The organism is Demequina sp. NBRC 110053 (assembly GCF_002090095.1).
Lineage (GTDB): Bacteria > Actinomycetota > Actinomycetes > Actinomycetales > Demequinaceae > Demequina.
The window spans coordinates 1,151,361-1,174,165 of sequence record NZ_BBRJ01000002.1 but is presented as its reverse complement, the minus strand read 5'-3'; the positions used below and the strand labels follow the sequence as shown (position 1 = coordinate 1,174,165).

At 69.5% G+C, this 22,805-nt stretch carries 19 protein-coding genes; 16 read left to right on the top strand and 3 right to left on the bottom strand.

Annotated elements, in window-relative coordinates:
- Positions 1-46: 46 nt before the first annotated feature.
- Positions 47-736, top strand: a complete 690-nt coding sequence (locus B7K22_RS05580; RefSeq protein ID WP_159448773.1) for an MOSC domain-containing protein — start codon at positions 47-49, stop codon at positions 734-736.
- Between the two features lie 70 nt (positions 737-806).
- Here the strand turns inward: B7K22_RS05580 and purB are convergent, their stop codons facing one another.
- Positions 807-2,207, bottom strand: coding sequence for an adenylosuccinate lyase (gene purB / locus B7K22_RS05575; protein ID WP_084039805.1), 1,401 nt, complete (start codon positions 2,205-2,207; stop codon positions 807-809).
- Between the two features lie 127 nt (positions 2,208-2,334).
- On the opposite strand from purB, the gene B7K22_RS05570 reads away from it, so the two are divergent.
- Both B7K22_RS05570 and B7K22_RS05565 read left to right on the top strand, forming a co-directional pair.
- Positions 2,335-2,598, top strand: a complete 264-nt coding sequence (locus B7K22_RS05570) for a hypothetical protein (RefSeq protein ID WP_084038983.1) — start codon at positions 2,335-2,337, stop codon at positions 2,596-2,598.
- A complete protein-coding gene (locus tag B7K22_RS05565) occupies positions 2,595-4,133 on the top strand; it encodes a hypothetical protein (RefSeq protein WP_084038982.1) in 1,539 nt (512 codons plus the stop codon). Before B7K22_RS05570 ends, B7K22_RS05565 begins: the two co-directional genes overlap by 4 nt.
- Here B7K22_RS05565 and B7K22_RS05560 read toward each other — a convergent pair.
- Positions 4,099-4,485 carry a phage holin family protein gene (locus B7K22_RS05560; RefSeq protein WP_084038981.1) on the bottom strand — a complete coding sequence of 129 codons (387 nt, stop codon included), beginning with the start codon at positions 4,483-4,485 and terminating at the stop codon, positions 4,099-4,101. The two genes, B7K22_RS05565 and B7K22_RS05560, sit on opposite strands and share 35 nt — an antisense overlap.
- Before the next feature lie 62 nt (positions 4,486-4,547).
- Here B7K22_RS05560 and hisC point away from each other — a divergent pair, with 62 nt between their 5' ends.
- The 11 genes from hisC (at position 4,548) to B7K22_RS05500 (ending at position 19,240) form a co-directional block, all read left to right on the top strand.
- Complete coding sequence (gene hisC / locus B7K22_RS05555; protein ID WP_084038980.1) at positions 4,548-5,630, top strand: histidinol-phosphate transaminase; 1,083 nt, start codon at positions 4,548-4,550, stop codon at positions 5,628-5,630.
- Positions 5,631-5,728: 98 nt separating this feature from the next.
- Positions 5,729-6,586, top strand: a complete 858-nt coding sequence (locus B7K22_RS05550; protein ID WP_084038979.1) for an ABC transporter permease — start codon at positions 5,729-5,731, stop codon at positions 6,584-6,586.
- Complete coding sequence (locus tag B7K22_RS05545) at positions 6,579-7,325, top strand: ABC transporter ATP-binding protein (RefSeq protein ID WP_084038978.1); 747 nt, start codon at positions 6,579-6,581, stop codon at positions 7,323-7,325. The genes B7K22_RS05550 and B7K22_RS05545 overlap by 8 nt, the downstream gene beginning before the upstream one ends.
- A gap of 4 nt (positions 7,326-7,329) precedes the next feature.
- Positions 7,330-8,280, top strand: coding sequence for a glycosyltransferase (locus B7K22_RS05540; RefSeq protein WP_234983324.1), 951 nt, complete (start codon positions 7,330-7,332; stop codon positions 8,278-8,280).
- Positions 8,277-9,101 carry a glycosyltransferase gene (locus B7K22_RS05535; RefSeq protein ID WP_084038976.1) on the top strand — a complete coding sequence of 275 codons (825 nt, stop codon included), beginning with the start codon at positions 8,277-8,279 and terminating at the stop codon, positions 9,099-9,101. The genes B7K22_RS05540 and B7K22_RS05535 overlap by 4 nt, the downstream gene beginning before the upstream one ends.
- Before the next feature lie 220 nt (positions 9,102-9,321).
- Positions 9,322-11,991, top strand: a complete 2,670-nt coding sequence (murB, locus tag B7K22_RS11830; RefSeq protein ID WP_144276251.1) for a UDP-N-acetylmuramate dehydrogenase — start codon at positions 9,322-9,324, stop codon at positions 11,989-11,991.
- A gap of 71 nt (positions 11,992-12,062) precedes the next feature.
- Positions 12,063-13,550 (top strand): nitroreductase family protein, encoded by a 1,488-nt coding sequence (locus tag B7K22_RS05520; RefSeq protein ID WP_084038975.1) that lies wholly within the window; start codon positions 12,063-12,065, stop codon positions 13,548-13,550.
- A 135-nt stretch (positions 13,551-13,685) separates the two neighbouring features.
- A complete protein-coding gene (locus B7K22_RS05515; protein WP_084038974.1) occupies positions 13,686-14,276 on the top strand; it encodes a hypothetical protein in 591 nt (196 codons plus the stop codon).
- Between the two features lie 5 nt (positions 14,277-14,281).
- Entirely contained in the window at positions 14,282-15,994 is a 1,713-nt protein-coding gene (locus tag B7K22_RS05510; protein WP_234983396.1) for an S-layer homology domain-containing protein, read from the top strand.
- 130 nt (positions 15,995-16,124) lie between these two features.
- Positions 16,125-17,282 (top strand): UDP-galactopyranose mutase, encoded by a 1,158-nt coding sequence (glf, locus tag B7K22_RS05505; protein ID WP_084038972.1) that lies wholly within the window; start codon positions 16,125-16,127, stop codon positions 17,280-17,282.
- Entirely contained in the window at positions 17,279-19,240 is a 1,962-nt protein-coding gene (locus tag B7K22_RS05500) for a glycosyltransferase (RefSeq protein WP_159448772.1), read from the top strand. Before glf ends, B7K22_RS05500 begins: the two co-directional genes overlap by 4 nt.
- A 33-nt stretch (positions 19,241-19,273) precedes the next feature.
- On the opposite strand, the gene B7K22_RS05495 is transcribed toward B7K22_RS05500, so the two are convergent.
- Positions 19,274-20,422 carry a polysaccharide pyruvyl transferase family protein gene (locus B7K22_RS05495; RefSeq protein ID WP_084038971.1) on the bottom strand — a complete coding sequence of 383 codons (1,149 nt, stop codon included), beginning with the start codon at positions 20,420-20,422 and terminating at the stop codon, positions 19,274-19,276.
- A gap of 157 nt (positions 20,423-20,579) precedes the next feature.
- Between B7K22_RS05495 and pdhA the strand changes: the two genes are divergently transcribed.
- Together pdhA and B7K22_RS05485 are read left to right on the top strand one after the other, a co-directional pair.
- Positions 20,580-21,743: a pyruvate dehydrogenase (acetyl-transferring) E1 component subunit alpha gene (gene pdhA, locus B7K22_RS05490; RefSeq protein ID WP_234983323.1), complete on the top strand. Its 1,164-nt coding sequence runs from the start codon at positions 20,580-20,582 to the stop codon at positions 21,741-21,743.
- A complete protein-coding gene (locus tag B7K22_RS05485) occupies positions 21,740-22,804 on the top strand; it encodes an alpha-ketoacid dehydrogenase subunit beta (RefSeq protein WP_084038970.1) in 1,065 nt (354 codons plus the stop codon). Before pdhA ends, B7K22_RS05485 begins: the two co-directional genes overlap by 4 nt.
- Position 22,805 lies beyond the last annotated feature (1 nt).

Sequence of the window (22,805 nt, the reverse complement as noted above, 5' to 3'; positions counted from 1 at the left end):
CGCAGTGTCCCCGGCGGCGCGCGATGCAACCCGTAGCCTGGAGACCATGACGTCAGTGGTGTCGATCCGTCGCTACCCCGTGAAGTCGATGGGCGGCGAGTCCTTGCAGACCATCGAGGTCGATGAGCGCGGGCTCGTGGGCGACCGCGAGTACGCGGTGCGGGACGCCGACTCGCGGCTCGCCGCCGGCAAGAGCACCAAGCGCATGGTGCGTCGGGACGGGATCTTCGAGTTCCGCGCCGCGACGCAGCCTGAGGGCGTGGTCGTGACCGGCCCTGGCGGGCGGCACGCCGTGGTGGGCGCCCCGCACCTGGACGTCTGGCTGTCCGACGCGCTCGCGGCGGACGTCGCCGTCGCGCCCGAGACGGACGTGCCGCACTTCGACGACGGCGCGATCTCGCTGGTGGGCACCGCGACGCTCGACTGGTGCGCGCGCGAGCTGGACGTGGACGCCGATGCCCGGCGCCTGCGGGCCAACCTCGTGGTCGACACGTCCGAGCCGTTCGAGGAGGAGGGCTGGCAAGGCGACGTGCGCATCGGCTCTGCGGTGCTGAGGCCGGCCGGACGGATCGAACGCTGCCGCACCATCGACCTCGCCCAGGACGGCGTCGACACCGAGACCCGCTGGCTCAAGGCGCTGGGCGACAAGCGGGACCTGCGCGTCGCCATCTACCTGGACGTGGTGACGCCGGGACGGATCGCCGTGGGCGACGATGTGCGCCTCAGCAGGTCCTGAGTGCCCGGATCGGCCCTCGAACGTACACTCACGACCTTCCAGCGAGCGCAGGCGCAGCGCCGATGCGGGGTCAGCTCAGGTAGTCGCGCACCAGGGACTCGGCGAGGCCGGTGTAGGTGGCGGGGGTGAGGGCGGCCAGGCGCTCCTTCACGTCAGAGGGCAGCTCCAGCTCGTCGACGAAGGCCCGGATCGCGTCGGCGTCGATGACGTGACCGCGGGTGAGGTCCTTGAGCCGCTCGTACGGGTTCTCCATGCCGGGCACGCCCGCGACGGCCGCCGCGCGCATCGCCGACTGGATGGGCTCGGCGAGCACCTCCCATGACGCGTCGAGGTCAGCCGCCAGCGCCGCCTCGTTCACCGACAGCGCGGTCATTCCCCGGCGCACGTTGTCGATCGCCAGCAGCGAGTGGCCGAACGCGACGCCGATGTTGCGCTGCGACGTCGAGTCCGTGAGGTCGCGCTGCAGACGGCTGGTGACGAGCGTCGCACCAAGGGTGTCGAACAGCGCGGCGGAGATCTCGAGGTTCGCCTCCGCGTTCTCGAAGCGGATGGGGTTGATCTTGTGCGGCATCGCGCTGGACCCGATGGCACCCTCGACCGCGGCCTGCGCGAAGTAGCCCAGCGAGATGTAGGTCCACACGTCGGTGGCCAAATTATGCAGAATGCGGCCGAAGCGCGCGCCGTCCGCGTAGAGCTCGGCCTGCCAGTCGTGGCTCTCGATCTGCGTGGTGAGCGGATTCCAGGTGAGGCCCAGGCCCTCGACGAAGCTGCGTGACACGCCGACCCAGTCTGTGGACGGCACCGCCGCCGTGTGAGCGCCGAACGTTCCCGTCGCACCGTTGATCTTGCCCAGATACTCCTGCGCGCGCACGCGCGCGAGCTGGCGACGCAGTCGGTGGGCGAGAACCGCGAGCTCCTTGCCGAGCGTGGTGGGCGTCGCCGTCTGGCCGTGGGTGCGCGACAGCATCGGCGTGCCGGCCGTCGCTCGGGCGAGATCGGCGATCTGCCCAGCCAGCGCATCGGCCGCGGGCAGCCACACCTGCTCGACGGCACCCTTCACCATCAGGGCATAGGACAGGTTATTGATGTCCTCGGAGGTGCACGCGAAGTGGACCAGCTCGGCGAGCGGCGCGAGCGACGTGCCCGCGATGCGCCGCTTGATGTAGTACTCGATGGCCTTGACGTCGTGGACGGTGACCTTCTCGATGTCGGCGTGCTCGCGGATGCCGTCCCCGTCGAAGTCGCGAGGGATCGCGCGCAGCAGTGCGGTCTCCTCGCCGGACAGCTCGCGCGCTCCCGGCACCGCGCCGCTCGCGCACAGGTGGATGAACCACTCGACCTCGACGTGGAGCCGGGCCCGGTTGAGCGCCGGCTCGGAGAGGTGGTCGACGAGGGCCGATGCGGCGGACCGGTAGCGGCCGTCCAGAGGGCCGAGCGCCACGGCGGGCTCAAGATCGGCGAACGAGGTCATGGAGGCGGGGTCCCAGGCGGTCACGGCGACCATTGTTCCACGCTCCCAATGCGGGGCGGCGTGGGGATTATCCACAGGCAGGGGAGGGTCTGGCCGTCGGCGCGCCGCGGATGCCTAGCGTCGAGCCATGACCGACCCGCTCACGCTCGACGCGCCCACGCTCTATCTGCCTACGCACCAGATGATGGCCGCGGAGGCCTCCATCGACGGCGTCCACGCGGCGCTGCGGCGAGCGGCCATGGTCGAGTGGGTCTCCGTCGCCGCCGAGGAGTACCGCGAGGAGCTCGCGCGGCTCGAGCGAAGAGTCGGTGAGCTGGCCGCCGCCGTCGACCGCGCACGCATCGCGCTGCTGCAGGCTCGCTGGGGCGCGCAGAGCGTAGGTCAGCTGTGAGCGAGGACGAGATCAGCGATGCCCCCGTCCACCTCAACGTCTACGGCGGTGTGGCCGGTCACGCCGCTCTCACCGAGGACCTCGTCGAGGCAGCGCGTGTGCTGGGCGATGCCGCCTCGCAGCTGCGCGACGCGGACCGGTGGCTGTCAGAGGTGCAGGACGTGTGCGACGACGCCCACGCCAGGGCGATCCCGAGCGTCGCCCCCCTCATATGGCAGGCGCGCGACGCCGCGGAGGAGGCGCGCTTGGGGATCGACGGCGCCAGGTCGCTCGCGAGGGAGATGGACGGCGTCGAGGTCAGGCTCCACCAGGTCGCGCGGGGCTACGCGGCCGCAGAGGAGGCGGCGCGCGAGCGCGTGCCGACGCTGGTGCAGATGGGCTGGACGCTGCGCGACCTGGCCGACACGCGGGTGTGGGGCACCCGCGCCGTGGCTGCGAGCCTGTGGAAGGTCAGCCAGTGGGGGGTGCTGTCACGTCTCGTGGGCGCCGATCCCGTAGGCGACGCGATCCAGCCAGACGGAGCGCCTCCCACAGCGGGCTACCTCAACGGGACGTCGCTCGAGGCCGTCACATTCGCTTTGCGCGGGGCGGGCGTCTACGAGCCCGCCCGCGCGCACCTGGCCCGCCTCGCCCGGTTCGTCGACCACGTCGCCGGCGAGCCCGCGCTGGTGGCTGTCGCCGCCACGACGCCCGATGACCCGCAGCCGCTGCGGTCGCTCGCCGACCTGGGCGCGCTGTTCGTCCTGCTCGACCGCTCCGCGCCGCGTGAGGTGACGATCGATCGCGTCTCGCAGCCGGACGGCAGCAGCGCCTGGGTCGTCACCATCCCCGGCACCGCGGACACCGTGGGCGCACGCGGCGAGGTGTTCGACATCGGCAGCAACCTGGATGGCGTCGCCGGCGGCCCCTCCGCGTCCGCGGCCATGGTTCTCGCGGCGATGAAGGCCGCGCGCATCCCCGCGGACCAGCCCGTCATGCTCGCAGGGCACTCGCAGGGTGCGATGGTCGCGGCCGCCATCGCCGAAGGCGCCACCGCGAGCGGCGCCTATGACGTGCGCTCGGTCGTGACCATCGGCGGGCCGTCGGCCGGGGTGGCGCGGGCGCCCGGGGTCAGCTATCTGCACCTCGAGAACGCGCCCGACATCGTGCCTGCGGCCGACGGCGCGCTCCATGCCCTGGGCCCGAACGTCGTGGTGGTGGGGTTCGACACGAGGGCCTCTGGGGATCGCAGGCTCGCGGAGGTCTCGCGCACCGTCGTCGGCGCCCATCACACCACCACGTACGCTGCGGCGCTCGCGAGCGCGGACCGGACCTCCTCCAGCCTCTCGCTCGAGCGGTGGAAGGAGCAGAACCAGCAGTTCTTCAGGGACGGTCGGACCGACCGCGTGCACTTCCAGCAGGTGCATGCCGTGCGGCCGGATCACCCCTCGCCGGCGGGCGAGTCGGGCGAGGAGCAGTGCCGCCCGCTGAGGCGGCTGGACGCCCTCCCGCGGCCCGCTGTCAGTCTCGGCGGGATCCCACCAACGTCCCCATGAGCGCGGACGCGATCGAGATGACGAGCGCAGCGAGCAGTGTCTGCCAGAAGCCGCCGATGGACAGGTTCACGAAGTCCACCTGCTCGGAGATCCACGCCGTGAGCCACAGGATGAACCAGTTGATCACCAGCGCGAACAGGCCGAGCGTCAGGATCGTGATCGGGAGGGCCAGCACGCTCAGCACGGGCTTGACGATCGCGTTCAGCAGCGCGATCACGGCTCCCAGCGCGAGGAAGGCCAGCACCCTCGTCCACCACTCGGCCTCGCCCCCGGTGACGACCAGGTCGAGCGGCAGGAGCGTGGCGATCCAGACCGCCACGGAGATCACGATGACGTTGAGCACGAACTTCATGGGCTGCAGTCTTCCACACGGTCCGGACGACTCCGCGAGCCTCACCTGCCATCCTGGTGACCATGGATCGACCTGCGTCCCTGCCTGTGCCCCGCCCGGCCGTCGCCGCGCTGCCCCGCTACGTTCCTGGAGCGCGCGGCAGTGCGGGCGGACCGCCGCCCGTGAAGCTGTCGTCGAACGAGAGCCCCTACCCTCCGCTGCCCTCGGTCGCGCAGGCCGTCGCGGCAGCCGGCGAGGTGGCGCACCGCTACCCCGACATGTTCGCGGTGGAGCTCCACGAGCGCATCGGCTCCTTCCTGGGCCTGAGCGCAGAGTCTGTCGCGGTCGGCGGCGGGTCCGTCGCCGCGCTTCACCACGTCCTGCAGGCCTACGCCGCTGCCGGTGACGAGGTGATCTTCGCGTGGCGCAGCTTCGAGGCGTACCCGATCCTCACGCAGGTGGCGGGCGCGACGGCCGTGCCGGTGCCGCTCCTGGCGGACGGGCGCCACGACCTCGACGCCATGGCGGCTGCGATCACGGACGCGACCACGGTCATCCTGCTGTGCTCGCCCAACAATCCCACCGGACCGGCGCTGCGCTCCACCGAGGTCGAGGACTTCCTGGCGAAGGTGCCCTCCCGGGTGCTGGTGGTACTCGATGAGGCGTACGTGGAGTTCGTGCGCGACCCTGAGGTGATCGACGGCCGCGCGGCGCTGGACCGCCACCCCAATCTGCTCATCGCGCGCACGTTCTCGAAGGCGTACGGGCTCGCCGGACTCCGCGTGGGCTACGTGGCGGGCGACCCCGAGCTGATCGCGCCCGTGCGCTCATGCGTCACGCCGTTCTCCGTGTCCGCCCCCGCCCAGACCGCCGCGATCGTGTCGCTCGAGGCGCGGGACGAGCTGCTCGAACGCGTCGAGTCCGTCGTCACGGAGCGTGTGCGCGTGGCCGATGCGCTGGCTGGCTTGGGCTGGAACGTCCCCGATGCGCAGGGCAACTTCGTCTGGCTCCCGGCGGGCGAGCGCACGGCGGAGATCGCGGCCGCGCTGGCCGACGCCGAGCGGCCGGTCCTCGTGCGGCCCTTCGCCGGCGAGGGCATCCGCGTGACGATCGGCGCGCCGGAGGAGAACGACGCATTGCTCGCGGCCCTGCGCGAGTGGGCGTGAGGCACCACCGATTCCCAGACTCGTGCGACTGACTGGTAACTTGGACTCGCCTGTGTCCCGCGGTCATCACCGCTGAGGACCTGTTTCCAAGGAGACGTGTGACTTCCACCCACCTCGAGGCGCTGGCGAGCGAGAACGGCCTGGAGCGCGTTGGCGCTCGGCCACCGTTCTTCCGCTACCTCGCAGCCACCTGGCACCGCCGGGACTTCGCAGCCACACTCGCGCGGTACCGGCTCCAGGCGTCGATGAGCGAGAACCGCCTCGGCCTGGGCTGGGTGGTCCTGCGGCCGATCCTCAACGCGGCGCTGTTCGGCACGATCTTCGGCCTGATCCTCCCCGACAGCACACGGCCGGACAACTTCGTGCCGTTCCTCATCGTCGGCTTCTTCATCTTCGAGTACTTCTCCTCGACGCTGTCAGGGGGCGCGAGATCGATCGTCGGCGCGAGGTCGCTCGTGCGCAGCCTCACCTTCCCGCGCATCCTGCTGCCGCTCGCCGTGGTCATCCGTCAGCTCGTCGAGCTCATCCCGATGCTCATCGTGATGATCGTGATCCTCATCGTGCTCGGAGAGCCCATCACCTGGTGGTGGCTGATGCTCATCCCCGTCATGATGCTCATGACGGTGTTCAACACGGGCATCGCGCTCATCACCGCGCGCCTCACCGTGCACGTGCGAGACCTGACCCAGATCATCCCGCTGGTGTCGCGAGTGGTCTTCTACACCTCGGGGATCTTCTTCGACCTCGAGAAGGTGCTCGCCGACGAGCCGACGCTGCTGACGCTCGCGCGGCTCAACCCCGTCCACGACTTCATCGCGCTCGTGCGCGGCTACATGGTGTCGGGCAATCCGATCGAGCCGTTCATGTGGTGGATCGCCATCGGTGCCTCCCTCGTGACCTTCGGGTTCGGCCTCGTGTACTTCTGGAAGGCCGAGGAGAGGTACGGCCGTGACTGACGCCACCGTCGACACGACGCGGCCCACGGTGATCGTGGACGACGTCCACATCAAGTACAAGACCTTCGCCTCCGGCAAGGCCGCGAGCTCCACGCGAGCGCTGCTCCAGCGCCAGAAGGGCGTGCGCATCGTGCACGCCGTCAAGGGCGTGTCCTTCGTCGCGCACGAGGGCGAGTCGATCGGCGTGATCGGGCACAACGGCTCCGGCAAGTCCTCCCTCATGCGTGCGATCGCCGGTCTCCAGCAGCCCGCGAGCGGCGGCGTGTACGCCTCCAGCCAGCCCGCGCTGCTGGGCGTCAACGCCGCCCTCCTGGGAGACCTGTCGGGCTCGAAGAACGTCATCCTCGGGTCGCTCGCCCTCGGCCACTCGCGCGCCGAGGCGGAGGAGAACTATCAGGGCATCGTCGACTTCTCGGGGCTCGAGGAGTTCATCGACCTGCCCATGAAGACCTACTCGTCGGGGATGTCCGCACGCCTGCGGTTCTCCATCGCCGTCTCCCGCGACCACCGCATCCTGCTCGTCGACGAAGCGCTCTCGGTGGGCGACAAGGAGTTTCGCGCCAAGTCCGAGGCGCGCATTCGGGAGCTGCGAGACACCGCTGGGACGGTGTTCCTCGTGAGTCACTCGATGCGGTCGATCCTCGACACCTGTTCACGTGTGATCTGGATCGACCACGGCGAGCTCAAGATGGATGGTGACGCCGAGGAGGTCGTCGCCGCGTATGCGGAGTCGACGTAGCACCGTGGAACCGGCCACCTCGCGGAGCGCTGCCTCGGGCACTGTCCGCGTGGTCGCCGTCGTGGTCTCGTACAACCGTCGCGAGCTGCTGACCGAGGCGCTCGGAGCCCTCGGGGCGCAGACCTTGCCGCTCGCGCAGATCGTCGTGGTCGACAACGCCTCGAGCGATGGCTCCGCCGACGCCGCGAGGCGCGCGACGCCTGGCGCCGATGTGATCGAGCTCGCGGAGAACATCGGCGGAGCAGGGGGGTTCGCTGCGGGCATCGCGAGGGCGCTCCGGGCGCACCAGCCCGACTGGCTGTGGCTGATGGATGACGACACCATCCCTGAGCACGACGCGCTCGAGGCGCTGGTCGAGGCGGCGACCGCCGCCGGCGCCGCCGTGGCGGGGTCACGAGTCGTCTGGACCGATGGAGCCGACCATCCGATGAACACGCCGCGCCGGCGCCCGTTCGACTCGCGCTCCCGCCGCGACGCCGCCGCCCAGGCGCAGGCGACCAGCGTGCGCTCGTCGTCCTTCGTGTCGATGCTCATCGACGCCCAGGCGGCCCGGGTCGAGGCCCTGCCCGTCGTCGACTACTTCATCTGGAACGACGACTTCGAGTACTCGACGCGCCTGCTGCGGCGTCGACTCGGCCTGCACGTCCCCGCGAGCGTCGTGGTGCACAAGACAGCCAAGCTCGGGTCGACGGACATCGATCCAGGGGCGCGGTTCTACTACGAGGTGCGCAACAAGGTGTGGATGTGGCGCCTGTCCCCGTCCCTGTCTCCCTTCGAGAAGGGGATGTACGGGGCATCCTCCGCTGCGCGCTGGCTGCGAACGCTCGCTCGGTCGTCCGACCGCGGGGTGCTGGTGTCCGGCCTGCGCTCGGGGTGGCGGGACGGCTGGCGCACGCGGCCGCGCACCGCGTCCGAGTCGCTGGCGGCCGCAGGAGCCGACGGAGGGCGGTCATGACCGACACGCGCTTCTCGCTGCTGCTGCCGGTGTACGACGGCGACAGGGCGGCCCATCTGCGCGCAGCCTTCGTGTCGAGCGTGCAGGACCAGACCACGCCTCCCTCCGAGGTCGTGCTCGTGCGCGACGGCCCCGTTCATGACGAGCTCGCCGCCGAGCTCGACCGTCTCGCACGCGAGTCGCCGGTCTCGGTCACGCGCGTTGACCTGCCGGACAACTCCGGGCTGGCGATCGCTCTCACGAGGGGTCTGGAGGCGTGCTCCCATGACGTCGTGGCGCGCATGGACGCCGACGACGTGTCCTTCCCGGAGCGGTTCGCTCGCCAGCTCGCCATGATCGAGCGGGGCTACGACCTCGTCGGTACCGGTCTGGTCGAGTTCGAGGGCGACGCCCAGTCACTCGGGCGCGCGCGGGTCACGCCGCAGGGTGCCGACATCGCGCGTGCAGCGCGGTTCCGCTCGCCCTTCCACCACCCGACGGTGATGTTCCGGCGCGAGGCCGTGCAGCGCGCGGCGGGCTATCAGGCGATGGGCCCGATGGAGGACTACTGGCTGTGGGCGCGCATGATCTCGTCCGGAGCGCACGTCGAGAACATCGTCGAGCCGCTCGTCGCGTACCGCGTGGACGCGGGCGCCTATCGGCGCCGTGGCGGCTGGGAGCAGCTCCGCGCGGAGCTGGCGCTGCAGCGCCACATGCGGCGCATCGGCTTCACCTCGCGGCGGCAGTACGTGCGCAACCTCGTGGTGCGTGGCGGCTACCGCCTGGTCCCGACGCTGGTGCGGCGCACCGCCTATCGCCGCACCTTCCTGTCGAGCGGATGAGGCACGAGAAGGCGAGGTCCCTCGCCGTGGAACGCGCGGGCGAACCCGCTCTCCTCACCACCTCTCGTCGGGAGGATTCTGAACTAGAATCGTCGCGCGTACATCGTCTCCCTCGAGCCGCCGTGGTCGATGGCTCTGCCATGTCGAACGCACTGGAGTCGACGAGCAGCGGCCGCGGCCATGGACCCACCACATCACGGCAGGTAAGGAACTTTCGCAGATGACCGATCCCTCGAAGAAGTACGACGTCGCAGTCCTCGGCTGGTGGTACGGGAAGAACTACGGTTCGATCCTCACGTACTACGGGCTCAACCGCGCGATCACCAGCCTCGGGCGCTCGGCGCTCATGGTGCACGAGCCGCTGGGGTACAACGGCTTTCGCGTGTCGTGGCCCGACGACATCCTGTCGATGGAGTTCGCGCGGAGGATCGGCTACGACTACACGCAGCAGGAGCACTACTCGCAGCTCCCACGGTTGAACGACGTCGCGCGCACCTTCGTCGTGGGCAGCGACCAGCTGTGGAACCCCATGATCGGTCGCGTCAACGACGACCTGTTCCTCGACTTCGTGGACCCTTCGAACGATCGCGTCGCCTATGCGACGTCCTTCGGCAACCGCGGCACCGACAAGTTCAAGGCGCCGTTCATCACCAAGCATGCCGCGAACCTGCAGAAGTTCAAGGCGATCTCGGTGCGAGAGAACTATGCGATCGACACCGCTCGCGACGTGTTCGGCGCCAAGGCGACCCTGGTGGTCGACCCCGTATTCCTCATGTCCCAGGAGCACTACGCCGAGCTCGCTGACACGGCGACGGTGACCCCCGAGGGCGGGCACATGGCGGTGTTCTTCCTGGACCCCAACCCTGAGAAGAAGGCCGTCGCCCTCGCGATCGCGACCAAGCTCGGCTTCGAGAAGATCCTCGTGATCCCCAACCCGGATGAGGGCCGGGAGGCGGCGACCTCGCTGTTCCAGGGCGACTCGCGCGTCGAGGTCCTCGCAGAGGACGCCCCCGAGAACTTCCTGCGCGCGTACCGCGACGCGGGCTACGTGGTCACGGACAGCTTCCACGGCACCGCCTTCGCCGCGATCTTCGAGAAGCCCTTCTCCTCCATCTACAACACCAAGCGCGGCGCGGACCGGTTCAAGAACCTGCTCGCCTCGCTGGGCTTCGACGACTCGCGTCGCGTCTTCGAGACCGACGGCGCGGACAAGATCGCCGCGAACGAGAACGTGTCGAGGGAGATCGACTTCACCAAGGCCCGCGAGTACATCGAGAAGGGTCGCGCATCCTCGATGGAGTGGCTCAAGACGGCGCTCGACCCGGACAAGAAGGACTCCGCCGCGGTGAGGCCCTACCAGCACTTCGCGCTGCGCAACCCCGAGTTCGAGGCGAGCAGCGATGCGTGGAAGGTCACTCGGAAGTCCGGCGCGGTGCGATTGAGGGTCGCACGCGGGGGCGCCGTTCGCGGAAACCTGGTGTGGACCGAGCTGCCGCAGCCGCTCACCAAGGGATCGGCGTACCGGCTCAGCATCGACTGGACGCCCCAGTCGGAGGCCTCGACCGTGAACCTGCACCTGCGCAACCCTGCGACGGGGACGTTCAGGGTGATCGGCAGCGTCGACCTGTCCAAGGGCTCCGGCCGCTCGCGCCAGGACTCGGTGCTGTTCAGCGTGCAGGACGCCGGCTACACGCAGGTGGCGCTGGGCGCGGTGCACTTCCCTGGGCGTCGCGGCGGCGCCGACGTGCGCTCCATCGACATCGATGAGGTCCCGGCCAGCGCGATGAGCGCCGCTGCGCGCCAGACCAAGGGCGGCGCGAAGGACGCGCCAGGGGCGCGGCAGAAGGAGCTGGCGATCCCCGGGAAGACGCGGGATCGCGAGGAGATGATCCTGAGCGTCCTCAACGACCCGCACGTCAACGCGCTCAAGCACCGCATCGTCTCCGTGAACCCCGACATCCCCATCTACATGGGCCGCGAGCTCAAGGAGTACACGTGGAACAAGGTGGGCGGGCCGGCGGACATCCTGGCGTTCCCCAGGACCATCGACGAGCTGAAGCAGCTCGTCGACCTCGCTCTCGAGGACGACGTGCCGTACACGATCCTGGGCCGTGGCACCAACGTCATCGTCCGTGACGGCGGCATCCGCGGCATCGTCATCATCACCACCGGCCTCAACTACTTCAAGCTCGAGGACGGCATCTTCACCGCGGGTGCCGGCGCGAGCTTCATCGAAGCGTCGTACTTCCTGCTCGAGCACGGGCTGTCCACGCTCGAGTGGGCCTCCGGCATCCCCGGAACGGTGGGCGGCGCGGTCTACATGAACGCCGGCACCAACGTCAGCGACGTGCGTGCGACGATCCGCTCGGTCACGTACCTCGACCACAAGGGCAACATCCGCGAGCTGCAGAAGGACCAGATCTCCTGGGGCAAGCGGTACACGACCTTCCAGGACCACCCCAACTGGGTGGTGCTGGAGGCGACCTTCACCACCTCGCCCTCCGACAAGGAGGACCTCTCGAAGAAGATGCTGCGCACGGTGCAGGTGCGTGAGAACCACTTCCCGCTCGAGAGCCCCAACCACGGCTCGACCTTCAAGTGGTGGCGTGCACCGAGGCTCATCATGCAGAGCGGGCTGACGGGCTACCGCATCGGCGGCGCGCAGATCTCGACCAAGCAGCCCGGCTTCTTCGTCAACGTCGACCGGGCCACCGCCGCTGACTACGAGGCGCTCGTCGACTACGCCATCGGCAAGGTCTACGAGCACTCCGGGTTCCTGCTCGAGCCGGAGGTGGAGTTCCTGGGTGAGCGCCCGCACCGCTACGAGCGCTACACGACGGGATCCCCCGTGACCGACCTCGAGCGGAAGGCGACCGGGCCGCAGGCCTGAGGGCCCGCGATCCGTCGCACCACCAGACTGCGCGCCGGGAGGCCGTGGAGAGGCTACGCAAGGGAGTTGGCATGAGCGATGCGACCGGCACGTCCACGGCCGCGTCCGCGGCTGTCGCGGAACGTGTGCCCCAGCACTTCACCCTGGAGGCTCCGAGCTTCACGGCGAGCAGCGGCGCGTGGAGGACGACCCAGCGTGCGAACGGCACCCGTCTGAGGGTGGCGCGAGGGGGAGCCGAGCGCGGCAATCTCGTGTGGGCCGACCTGCCTGAGCCGCTCGTGAAGGGTGCGACCTACCGGCTCAAGCTGGACTGGACCCCTCGCACCTCGTCCCCCGTCATCAATCTCCACCTGCGCAACGCGAGCACGGGTCGCTTCAAGGTGATCGGCCAGATCGACGTGCCCGATCGGAATGCGCGCACGCGCTTGGACACGCTGTTCTTCCGTGCGCCCGAGTCCGGTCTCTCCCAGTTCATGCTGGGTGCGCTGCACTTCACCGGCCTCGGGCGCGGCGCTCTCGTGCGCTCCATCGAGATCGAGGAGATGCCCGCGGGCTCGGCGCCCGTGAGCTCAGGCGCGCCCGTGCAGGGCGGGTTCGCGTCGCAGGCGAAGATCCTTGCGCTCAAGGATCACGCGCGCCAGGTTCGCTCCCATGCCCACGCCCGCACACCGGACGGGGTGTCGGGTGCTCGCGCGCGGATGATCTTCCATGCGCATGCGGTCGAGAAGGGCTTGAGCCGCAGCAACGCCCGCCTGGGCTTCGGCAAGATCGCGGTTCCTGGCCTCGCGAAGGAGATGAACGCCTGGCTGGCGGCGGGGCGGAGCCTCGACGACTCGTTCCTGCAGAGCTCCGCGGCCGTGATGAAGACCTACTTCGACCGGCATCGCGAGAAGAAGTTCGACGTGCAGCACTTCCGTGACCTCTTCTCCGCGCAGGCCCAGGAGCTCATCGACACCTGCACGCACGAGGAAGGTGGCGTGCTGCCCGCGCAGAAGGTGCGCGAGATCGTCCTGGCGAGCAACGAGGACCGGTCGTTCCTGGACGTCATGTACGGGCGTCGCAGCGTTCGGGAGTTCACCCGGGAGCCGGTGAGCGACGAGGACATCGCCGCTGCGGTGCAGATCGCCATGCAGGCGCCGTCGGTGTGCAATCGACAGGGGGGACGCGTGCATCAGTTCTCCGACCCCCGCGTCATCAAGTCCGTGCTCGACATCCAGGGAGGCTTCAGCGGCTACGAGATGCCGCCCCGCCTGCTGCTGATCACCGCGGACCTCGATGCGTTCCTCTTCGCGGCCGAACGCAATCAGCCCTACGTCGACGGCGGGCTGTTCATGATGTCCGTGCTTCTCGGCCTGACCCACATGGGGCTGGGCTCATGCTCGCTGAACACGGCGATGGGTGCGCAGAAGGACGCCGCGATCCGCAAGATCATCGACATCCCTGACCACGAGGTCTTCATCGCGTTCGTGGCGGTGGGCCACTACGACGAGCAGGTGCTGGTCCCGCGGTCGAAGCGCACCGAGATCGACCAGGTGCTGACGCGGCACGAGAAGGGCTGAATCCGGGCCAGTATGCCAGGACGCAGGCGCCCCCCGGCCGCACCGCTGCTCGGCGGCTCACCGGCCGCGCCTTCCGCGCACCGCGCGCCTCGGCTCCTACGATGGCCGGACGCGACCATGCCCAAGGAGTCTGCCATGCGCCTACGCGCCCGCCCCCTCGCAGCGGTGCCCGCGGTTCTCTGCGCGCTGCTGGCGACCGGGTGCACCAGCGACGACGACCCCGCGGCGACGCCCAGCGCCACCGCGCCGTCGGCGACGGCCACACCGGCTGCCGAGCCGACCGCGAAGCCCACGGCCGCCGTGACGGCGCCCGCATCGGCCGCACCGACGCGAACACCCTCGGAGACGGAGACTGAGCGCAACGACCCAGGCGACGGCGTCGCGGTCGACCCCCCGGTCGCGGAACCGAGTCCCACGGCCGGCTCGTCCACGGCCAAGGCAGAGATGGTGCTGACCGGCTGGGGAGCGTCGTCGAGCGAGTACTCCGCGACGGCGATCGTCGAAGGCGTCGTCGACGACGGGACGTGCACGCTGGAGATGACCCGTCGCGGCGACGTCAGGAAGGCGACCGGCCCCTCCACCCGGTCGGCAGACTCGTCCAGCTGCGCCCAGGACCTGTCGATACCCCTGTCGGAGCTGACCGCAGGCACGTGGATGCTGCACGTGAGCTTCGACGCCGGCGACGTCGTCGGCTCGACCGAACCTCAGGAGGTGGAGGTGCCGTGACGCGCATGTCCCACATCTCGACGCTGTCCATCACGCTGATCGCGGCCACCCTGCTGGCGCTCGTGACGCCGGCCACGAGCGCGCAGGCGGTGTCCGCCACCGACTTCGACCCCGGCATGATCATCAGCGACTCGCTGTTCTACGACTCCGACGCCATGACTGCGTCCCAGGTGCAGACGTTCCTCAACGGCAAGGTGCGCACCTGCCATCCGGAGAAGGACCCCAACCCCGAGGACATCACGTGCCTCAAGGACTTCCGGCAGAGGACGACGGCGAAGTCCAGGGACGCGTACTGCAACGGGTACGCCGTGAAGACGCAGACGGCGGCGCAGATCATCGACGGTGTGGCGCGGTCCTGCGGGATCAGCCAGAAGGTGCTGCTGGTGACTCTCCAGAAGGAGCAGGGTCTCGTCACCCACGATTGGCCGTCGAGCTACCGCTTCGACAAGGCGATGGGCTACGGATGCCCTGACACCGCGCCGTGCGACACGCAGTACCGGGGCTTCTTCAATCAGGTCTACATGGCCGCACGCCAGTTCAAGCGCTACCAGGCGCTGCCGCAGAACTACGGCTACCGGGCCGGTCGTACCAACGTGATCAAGTACCACCCCCACAACACGTCCTGCGGAACCGCATCGGTGTACATCGAGAATCAGGCGACGGCGGCGCTGTACATCTACACGCCGTACGTGCCCAACTCGAGTGCGCTCGCGGCTGGTTTCGGGACGGGCAACTCGTGCAGCTCGTACGGGAACCGCAACTTCTTCCTGTACTACAGCACCTGGTTCGGCTCGACGCGGGGCATCGAGGTCTACCCGCGCCTGCAGGCCGCCTACGACGAGCGCGGCGGCGCGGCCACGCTGGGGGTGCCAGAGGCCAAGACCGTGTGGCTCGATGCGCACGGCGGCGGCTGGTACCAGAGGATGTCCAAGGGGACGCTCTTCATGACACGGTCCGGCATCGTCACGTTCCGCCATCATCCGTACGCGGTGACGAAGGCGTACGAGGCGGCGGGCGGCCCAGCGGGGCCGTGGGGATGGCCCATCACGGACGCCTTCACCCACGCCGGCACGACGATGGTCGAGTTCCAGCACCTGCGCGTCGCGCAGATCGACGGCAAGGCAGTCCCCGGCCATCCCTACAGCGACGTCTCCGACAACCCGGCCTCCCGCGACTACACAGAGCACGCGGACGCGATCTTCTGGATGGCTCGCACCGGAATCGCGGAAGGCTGGCAGTCCCGGTACGGCCCGCAGTTCAGGCCGACGGCGTCCATCACGCGTGACGCCATGGCGGCCTTCCTGTACCGCCATGCGGAGGCGACGCACGCTCCGGGCGATGAGCCCAGCTTCGTGGATGTGACTCCGGACTCGAGCGAGTTCTACGAGGAGATCGAGTGGCTCGCCAGCACCGGGGTCGCGAGCGGTTGGGCCGGCGACGACGGCAGCGAGTACCGACCCCTCGCGCGCACCACCCGCGACGCGATGGCCGCGTTCCTGTTCCGACTCGAGGCGCCGCAGGACTACGAGGCGCCCGCCGCCTCGCCGTTCGTGGACGTCGATCCATCGTCGCCGTTCTACCGGGAGATCACCTGGTTGGCTGAGTCCGGCATCTCCACCGGCTGGCAGACCTCGGAAGGCGTCGAGTTCCGGCCGTTCGCGCCCATCTCCAGGGACGCGATGGCGGCGTTCCTCCAACGGCTCGACGCCCTGGACTAGGCGGACCCGCCGCGGACATGTCGGCTCGGTGAACGGGCGTGGTCGTTTTGTTGCCGGTTCGCGCCCGCGGGTACCCTGAACTGCGATAGCGCGCTCGTCCGCGCGCCACACCAACAACGGGAGAGTGCACATGACGGATGTCGTCGTGGTCGGCTCGGGCTTCTTCGGCCTGACCGTCGCCGAGAGGCTCGCCGAGCAGTACGGCGCGAAGGTGATGGTCATCGACCGGCGTCACCACGTGGGGGGCAATGCGTACAGCGCTCCGGAGCCCGAGACGGGCATCGAGGTCCATCAGTACGGCACCCATCTGTTCCACACCTCGAACGAGCGCGTGTGGGAGTACGTCAACCGCTTCACCGCGTTCACCGACTACGTCCACAAGGTCTACACCACCCACAAGGGCGAGGTGTACCCCATGCCCATCAACCTGGGCACCATCAACCAGTTCTTCCGGTCGGCGCACGGGCCCGAGGAGGCGAAGGCTCTCATCCGGGAGCAGGCCGCCGAGCTGGGCGGCAAGGAGCCCGCCAACCTCGACGAGCAGGGCGTCAACCTGATCGGCCGACCGCTCTACGAGGCCTTCATCAAGGGATACACGCAGAAGCAGTGGCAGACGGATCCCACGGAGCTTCCCGCATCGGTGATCTCGCGCCTGCCGGTCCGCTACACGTATGACAACCGGTACTTCAACGACACGTACGAGGGTCTTCCCGTGGATGGCTACACGGCGTGGCTCGAGCGCATGGCCGACCACCCGAACATCGAGGTGCGCCTGAACGCCGACTTCTTCGACGACAGCCAGCCCTTCTCCAAGGCGGCGACCGTCGGGCAGGTGCCGGTGATCTACACGGGAGCGGTCGACCGCTACTTCGACTACTCCGCCGGCGACCTGTCCTGGCGGACCATCGACTTCGAGCAGGAGGTCCTGCCGGTCGGGGACTTCCAGGGCACGTCGGTCATGAACTACGCGGACGCCGATGCGCCCTACACGCGCATCCTTGAGTTCCGTCACCTGCATCCCGAGCGGGACTACCCGAAGGACAAGACGGTGGTCGTCAAGGAGTACTCGCGCTTTGCCGAGCGCGGCGACGAGCCGTACTACCCCGTGAACACGCCTCAGGATCGGGAGCGCCTGTCGCACTACCGTGATCTGATGACCGGGGAGAAGGATGTGTTCTTCGGCGGACGGCTCGGCACGTACCAGTATCTCGACATGCACATGGCGATCGGCTCGGCGCTGTCCATGGTCGACAACAAGCTCGACGCCGTGTTCGGGGGCCAGCGGTGACCGCCGTCGAGCAGGCTGAGGCCGAGCAGGCCTCGGAGGTCATCCGCCGCGTGGTCCACCGCGTGGTGCTCCCGCCGGACGCCGACCCCGACACGCTGCCCCTCTACGTGGACTTCACGATGGCGAGGGCCGAGGAGAAGATCCACGCGGCCGTGGCGCCAGCGGAGGCGGGGGCCGAGGTCACGGGCAGGCGCTCGCTGCGGCTCAACGGCGGCGCCGAGGCCTCCTTCGGCGCGTACTTCAGCGCGTTCCCTGCCGGCTACTGGCGGCGCTGGACCGACGTGGCCGAGGTGCGCCTCAGCGTACGACTGTCGGGCGCCGGCACGATCGCCGTGCACAAGTCGAACGCGCGCGGCAACGCTCAGCGAGTGAGGCTCGTGCGGACGGACGACGGCGTGATCGACGTCGACCTGTCGCTCGCGCCGTTCGGCGATGGCGGCTGGTACTGGTTCGACCTCTACGCGTCCGATGGCGACGTGACGCTCGAGTCGGCCGAGTGGAGCGTCGACGGGTCGTACGCGCGCAAGGTGGGGACGGCGTCGATCGCCATCACCACCTTCAATCGCCCGGACTACTGCGTGGCACAGCTGCACAAGCTCGGCCAGGATCAGACCCTGACGGAGACCGTCGACCGCATCTACGTGGTCGACCAGGGCAACCAGCTGGTCCAGGATCAGCCGGACTTCGAGGAGGCGGCAGCCCGCCTGGGCGAACGGCTCGCGGTGGTGCGACAGGGCAATCTGGGTGGATCGGGCGGCTTCTCCCGAGGCATGACGGAGACGCTCGAGGCGGGCGACTCCGACTACGTGATGCTGCTCGACGACGACATCGTCTCGGAGCCCGAGGGCATCGTGCGCGCCGTGGCCTTCGGCGACTTCGCCCGCACGCCCACCATCGTGGGCGGCCACATGTTCTCGATGTACGAGAAGTCGACGCTCCACGCGTTCGGCGAGCGCGTGAATCGCTACTCGTTCTGGTGGGGCGGTCTCGAGAACACCGAGGAGCGCCACGACTTCTCGCTGGCGCCGCTGCGAACGACTCCGTGGCTGCATCAGCGCGTCGACGTCGACTACAACGGCTGGTGGATGTGCCTGATCCCCGTCGAGGCGTTGCGCGCCGTCGGCCTCTCGCTGCCGGTGTTCATCAAGTGGGACGACGCCGAGTACTGCCTGCGTGCGGCGGATGCCGGCATCCCCACCGTGTCGCTGCCGGGCGCGGCAGTGTGGCACGTGCCGTGGGTCGACAAGGACGATGCGATCGACTGGCAGGCGTACTACCACCAGCGCAACCGGTGGTTGGCGGCGATGCTCCACTCCCCGTACAACGGCGGCGGCGCGCTGCCGCGCGTGAGCTTCACCTCTGACGTCAAGCACCTGCTGCAGCTGCAGTACTCGGCGGTCGAGCTGCGGCTCAAGGCTCTCGAGGACCTGCTCGAGGGGCCGGAGCACCTGCACGCCACAATCGGCACCACGCTGCCGGAGGTGCGCGCCCTGCGAGCGCAGTTCACCGACGCCGTGATCGAGAAGGATCCCGGTGCGTTCCCGCTGACCCGACGCCACCGTCCGCCCTCGCGCGGAAAGCTGCCGTCGCAGCCCAAGGGCGCCCCGGCGGCGCTCGCCTCCGCGCTGACCGGCGCTCTCAAGCAGCTGCGATCGGTGCGGCCGCAGGCGCTCGAGATCCCCGAGGAGCGCATCGCGACGACGGCGGCGAAGTGGTGGCGCCTGTCGCACCTCGACTCCGCGGTGGTGACCTCAGCGGACGGCACGGGCGCATCGATGTACGTGCGCGACCCCAAGAAGTTCAGGGCGTACCTGCGCCGGAGCGCGCGGCTGCACCAGCGCCTCGCTCGGCAATGGGGGCCGTTGAGCCGCCAGTACCGCGCCGCGATGCCGGCCTTCACCTCGCCTGAGGAGTGGCGCGTGACCTTCGCGGCCAACGCCGTCGACGATCAGGCGTAGTCGGGGACGCGCGCGGCCGCGCGGCCGCGCGCGTCAGCGACCGAAGAGGCCGCGCTTGCGCGTGCTGGTCGGGTAGAGCCGGTCGGCGACGCTGCGCTTGCGGTCGGCCAGTCGCGCCGCGACACGGGGAAAGGTCCCTGCAGGAGGAATCGCCGGCCAGTCCTGAGCGGCGTCGACCAGCTCCCAACCTGAGTCCTGCGCGAGCAGCGAGCGATGCTTGACCTGGTAGTACTCGAGGCCCGTGTTGACGGCGAGGCCGCGAGCTCCCTGAGCAGCAGCCACGAGGTGGGCGTGGAAGCGACTCGTGATCCATACCTGGTCAGCATTCGCGGCGAGACCCTGCTGCCACACCTCGGCGAACGAGAACATGCGTACGGCGCCCCATCGCTCCCTGGCGGCGTCGAGCAGCCACGAGTCGTCGGGCGGTATCGCCTCGACCACGCCGATCTCCTGCCCGTCCAGACCCTCTGCCTTGAACGCCGCGAGCGCCTGATCGAGCGCACGGTCGAGGGCACCGCGTTCGTGAAGGTCGCCATGGAGCAGGAGCATCCCGCGCGGCGCGGGTCGCGCATCGATGCGCAGCTGGTCGGTGGCGAGGGCCAGGAAGGCGTCGTCGATCCCGATTTCCAGACCGAACTGCTCGGCCGTTCGCGCCTCGCTCGCCTCGGCGATGGTGAGATCGCCGAGCGCGTCGCGGAGGTGGCCGACATCCTCGCCGTCCACCGGCAGCAGGCTCATGCCGGTCGCGTGCGCGGGCGCGCCGGAGATGCGCACCAGCTCGGACACGATGGTCGGGATCAGCAGGTTCGGCGGCCACAGGGACGACAGGTGCCCGCCGCCCAGCAGATGGATGGTGTCGGCGTCCGTCGCGAGCTCGATTCCCAGGTCCTCTCGCGGGGTGCCGCGCTTCGCCACGAGCTCTCGCGCGCGGGCGTGGGCCGCGTCGCGATCGGGACCGTCAGCCTGCCAGGCGACCCGCCAGCAGGTGTCGGTGGTCTGCAGCCGCGGGTGGATGCCGGCGAGCAGCACGGCAGCGCGCCCTGGCTGCGCGCAGTCGATCCACACGTCGGCGTCGGGCCGGCGCTCTGCGAGGTAGCAGAGCCAACCCGCTGCGATGAGCTCGTCGCCGTAGTTGGGATGTCCCGCGGTGGCGACGAGGTAGATGAGCTCCCTCTCGGCCATGGTCCTCCACTTTGCTGTGTGTCTGCGGCGGCCGCCGCGTGGCCCCCCATCGTTGCGCATGTGCTCCGATCCCGCCAGGGGCGACCCGGCCAAGGGGGCCGCATCGCTTGAAACCTACGCTTCCGTAGCCTACGCTTGCGTAAGTTAGCGCAGGCGGGTGCTTGAGCACCCTTGGAACCTGGGAGGCAACGTGGACGTCGGAGGACCGCTCTCCGAGGAAGGGCTCGTCCAGCTCCTCACGCCCGCGGGCGAGCGCATCGGCAACGAGCAGTTCGACCCGTTCGCCGCGCACCTGAGCGCACATGACCTGCGGGCCTTCTGGCGCGACATGACGGTGCTGCGCAGCTGGGACCTCGAGGCCACAAGCCTCCAGCGTCAGGGCGAGCTGGGCCTGTGGGTGCAGTCGCTGGGGCAGGAGGCAGCCCAGATCGGCTCCGGCCACGCCCTTCGTGAACCCGACTTCGTGTTCCCCAGCTACCGGGAGCACGGCGTCGCGCTCACCAGGGACGTGGACCTCGTCGAGATCCTGCGCATCTTCCGCGGCCTCCAGCACGGCGCGTGGAACCCCGCTGACCACGGCTTCCACCTCTACTCACTGGTGATCGGCACCCACGCCCTCCATGCCACGGGCTACGCGATGGCGCTCGACCGCGACGGGCTCGTGGCGTCGGGCGACCCCGACAAGGATGGCGCGGTCGTCGCCTACTTCGGCGATGGCGCCACGTCCCAGGGCGACGTGAGCGAGGCCATGGTGTTCGCCGCGGTCAACAATGCGCCCGTGGTGTTCTTCGTTCAGAACAACCAGTTCGCCATCTCCGAGCCCGCGACCCGCCAGTCGCGCGTCCCGATCGCCGACCGCGGCAAGGGGTTCGGCATCCCATCGGTGCGGGTGGACGGCAACGACGTCATCGCGTGCCACGCCGTCACGCGCTGGGCGCTCGAGCACGCGCGGTCCGGACAAGGCCCCGTGCTCATCGAGGCGTTCACCTACCGCATGGGCGCGCACACCACCTCGGACGACCCCACGCGGTACCGCTCGAAGGCGCAGGATGAGCACTGGCGCGAGCGCGACCCCATCGCCCGCCTCGACGCCCACCTCACCCGCAGCGGCGAGCTCGACGAGCAGTTCCGCGCGCAGGTCGCCGCCGAGTGCAAGGCCTTGGGCGAGCGCACGCGCACCACCGTGCGCGGCTGGACCAAGCCACCGACCACCACCATGTTCGACCACGTCTACGCCCTGCCTCACGCCACCGTGGAGGCCGAGCGAGCGTGGTTCGAGCGCTACGAGAGCTCCTTCGCGGATGTGGAGGCCACCCGATGACCGCGACGATCGAACGGCCGGCGACCACCGCATCGGCCCCCAGCACGACCACGACCCTGACCATGGCCGGCGCCATCAACGCCGGGCTGCGGGCCGCGATGGACCGTGACCCCAAGGTGCTGCTGATGGGCGAGGACATCGGCGCCCTCGGCGGGGTGTTCCGCGTCACGGACGGCCTGCACAAGGACTTCGGCGACGACCGCGTGATGGACACTCCGCTCGCGGAGTCCGGCATCGTGGGCACCGCGATCGGGATGGCCATGCGCGGCTACCGCTCGGTGATCGAGATCCAGTTCGACGGCTTCATCTTCCCCGCGTACGACCAGATCACCACCCAGCTCGCGAAGATGCACTACCGCTCGCAGGGCCAGATCACGCTGCCGATCGTCATCAGGGTGCCGTTCGCGGGCGGCATCGGCGCCGTCGAGCACCACTCGGAGTCTCCCGAGGCGCTGTTCGCGCACACGGCCGGCCTGCGCATCGTCTCCCCGGCCACGCCGCAGGACGCCTACGACCTCATCCAGCAGTCCATCGCGTGCCCTGACCCGGTCATGTTCTTCGAGCCCAAGGCCCGTTACTGGGACAAGGGCGAGGTCGACACGGCGCGGGTGAGCGCCCAGCTCGACGCGGCCGACGGCCAATCCGCCGGGACCGCGGAGATGGCGAAGGCTCGCGTCGCTCGCGAAGGTGCCGATGTCACCCTGGTCGCCTACGGACCGACCGTGCGCCTGGCGCTGCAGGCAGCCGAGGTCGCCGCGAAGGACGGCACCGACGTCGAGGTGATCGACCTGCGCTCGATCTCGCCGCTCGACTCGGGCGCCGTCGTCGCGAGCGCCAAGCGCACCGGCCGGGTCGTGGTGGTCCACGAGGCCCCGACGAGCTTCGGCTCGGGCGCCGAGCTGTCCGCGCGCGTCACCGAGCAGGCCTTCTTCCATCTGCACGCGCCTGTGCTCCGCGTGGGCGGCTTCCACACGCCCTACCCTGGAGCCACGTACGAGCACGACTACCTGCCCAGCCTCGACCGGGTCCTCGACGCGGTCGACCGGGTCATTCAGCACTGAG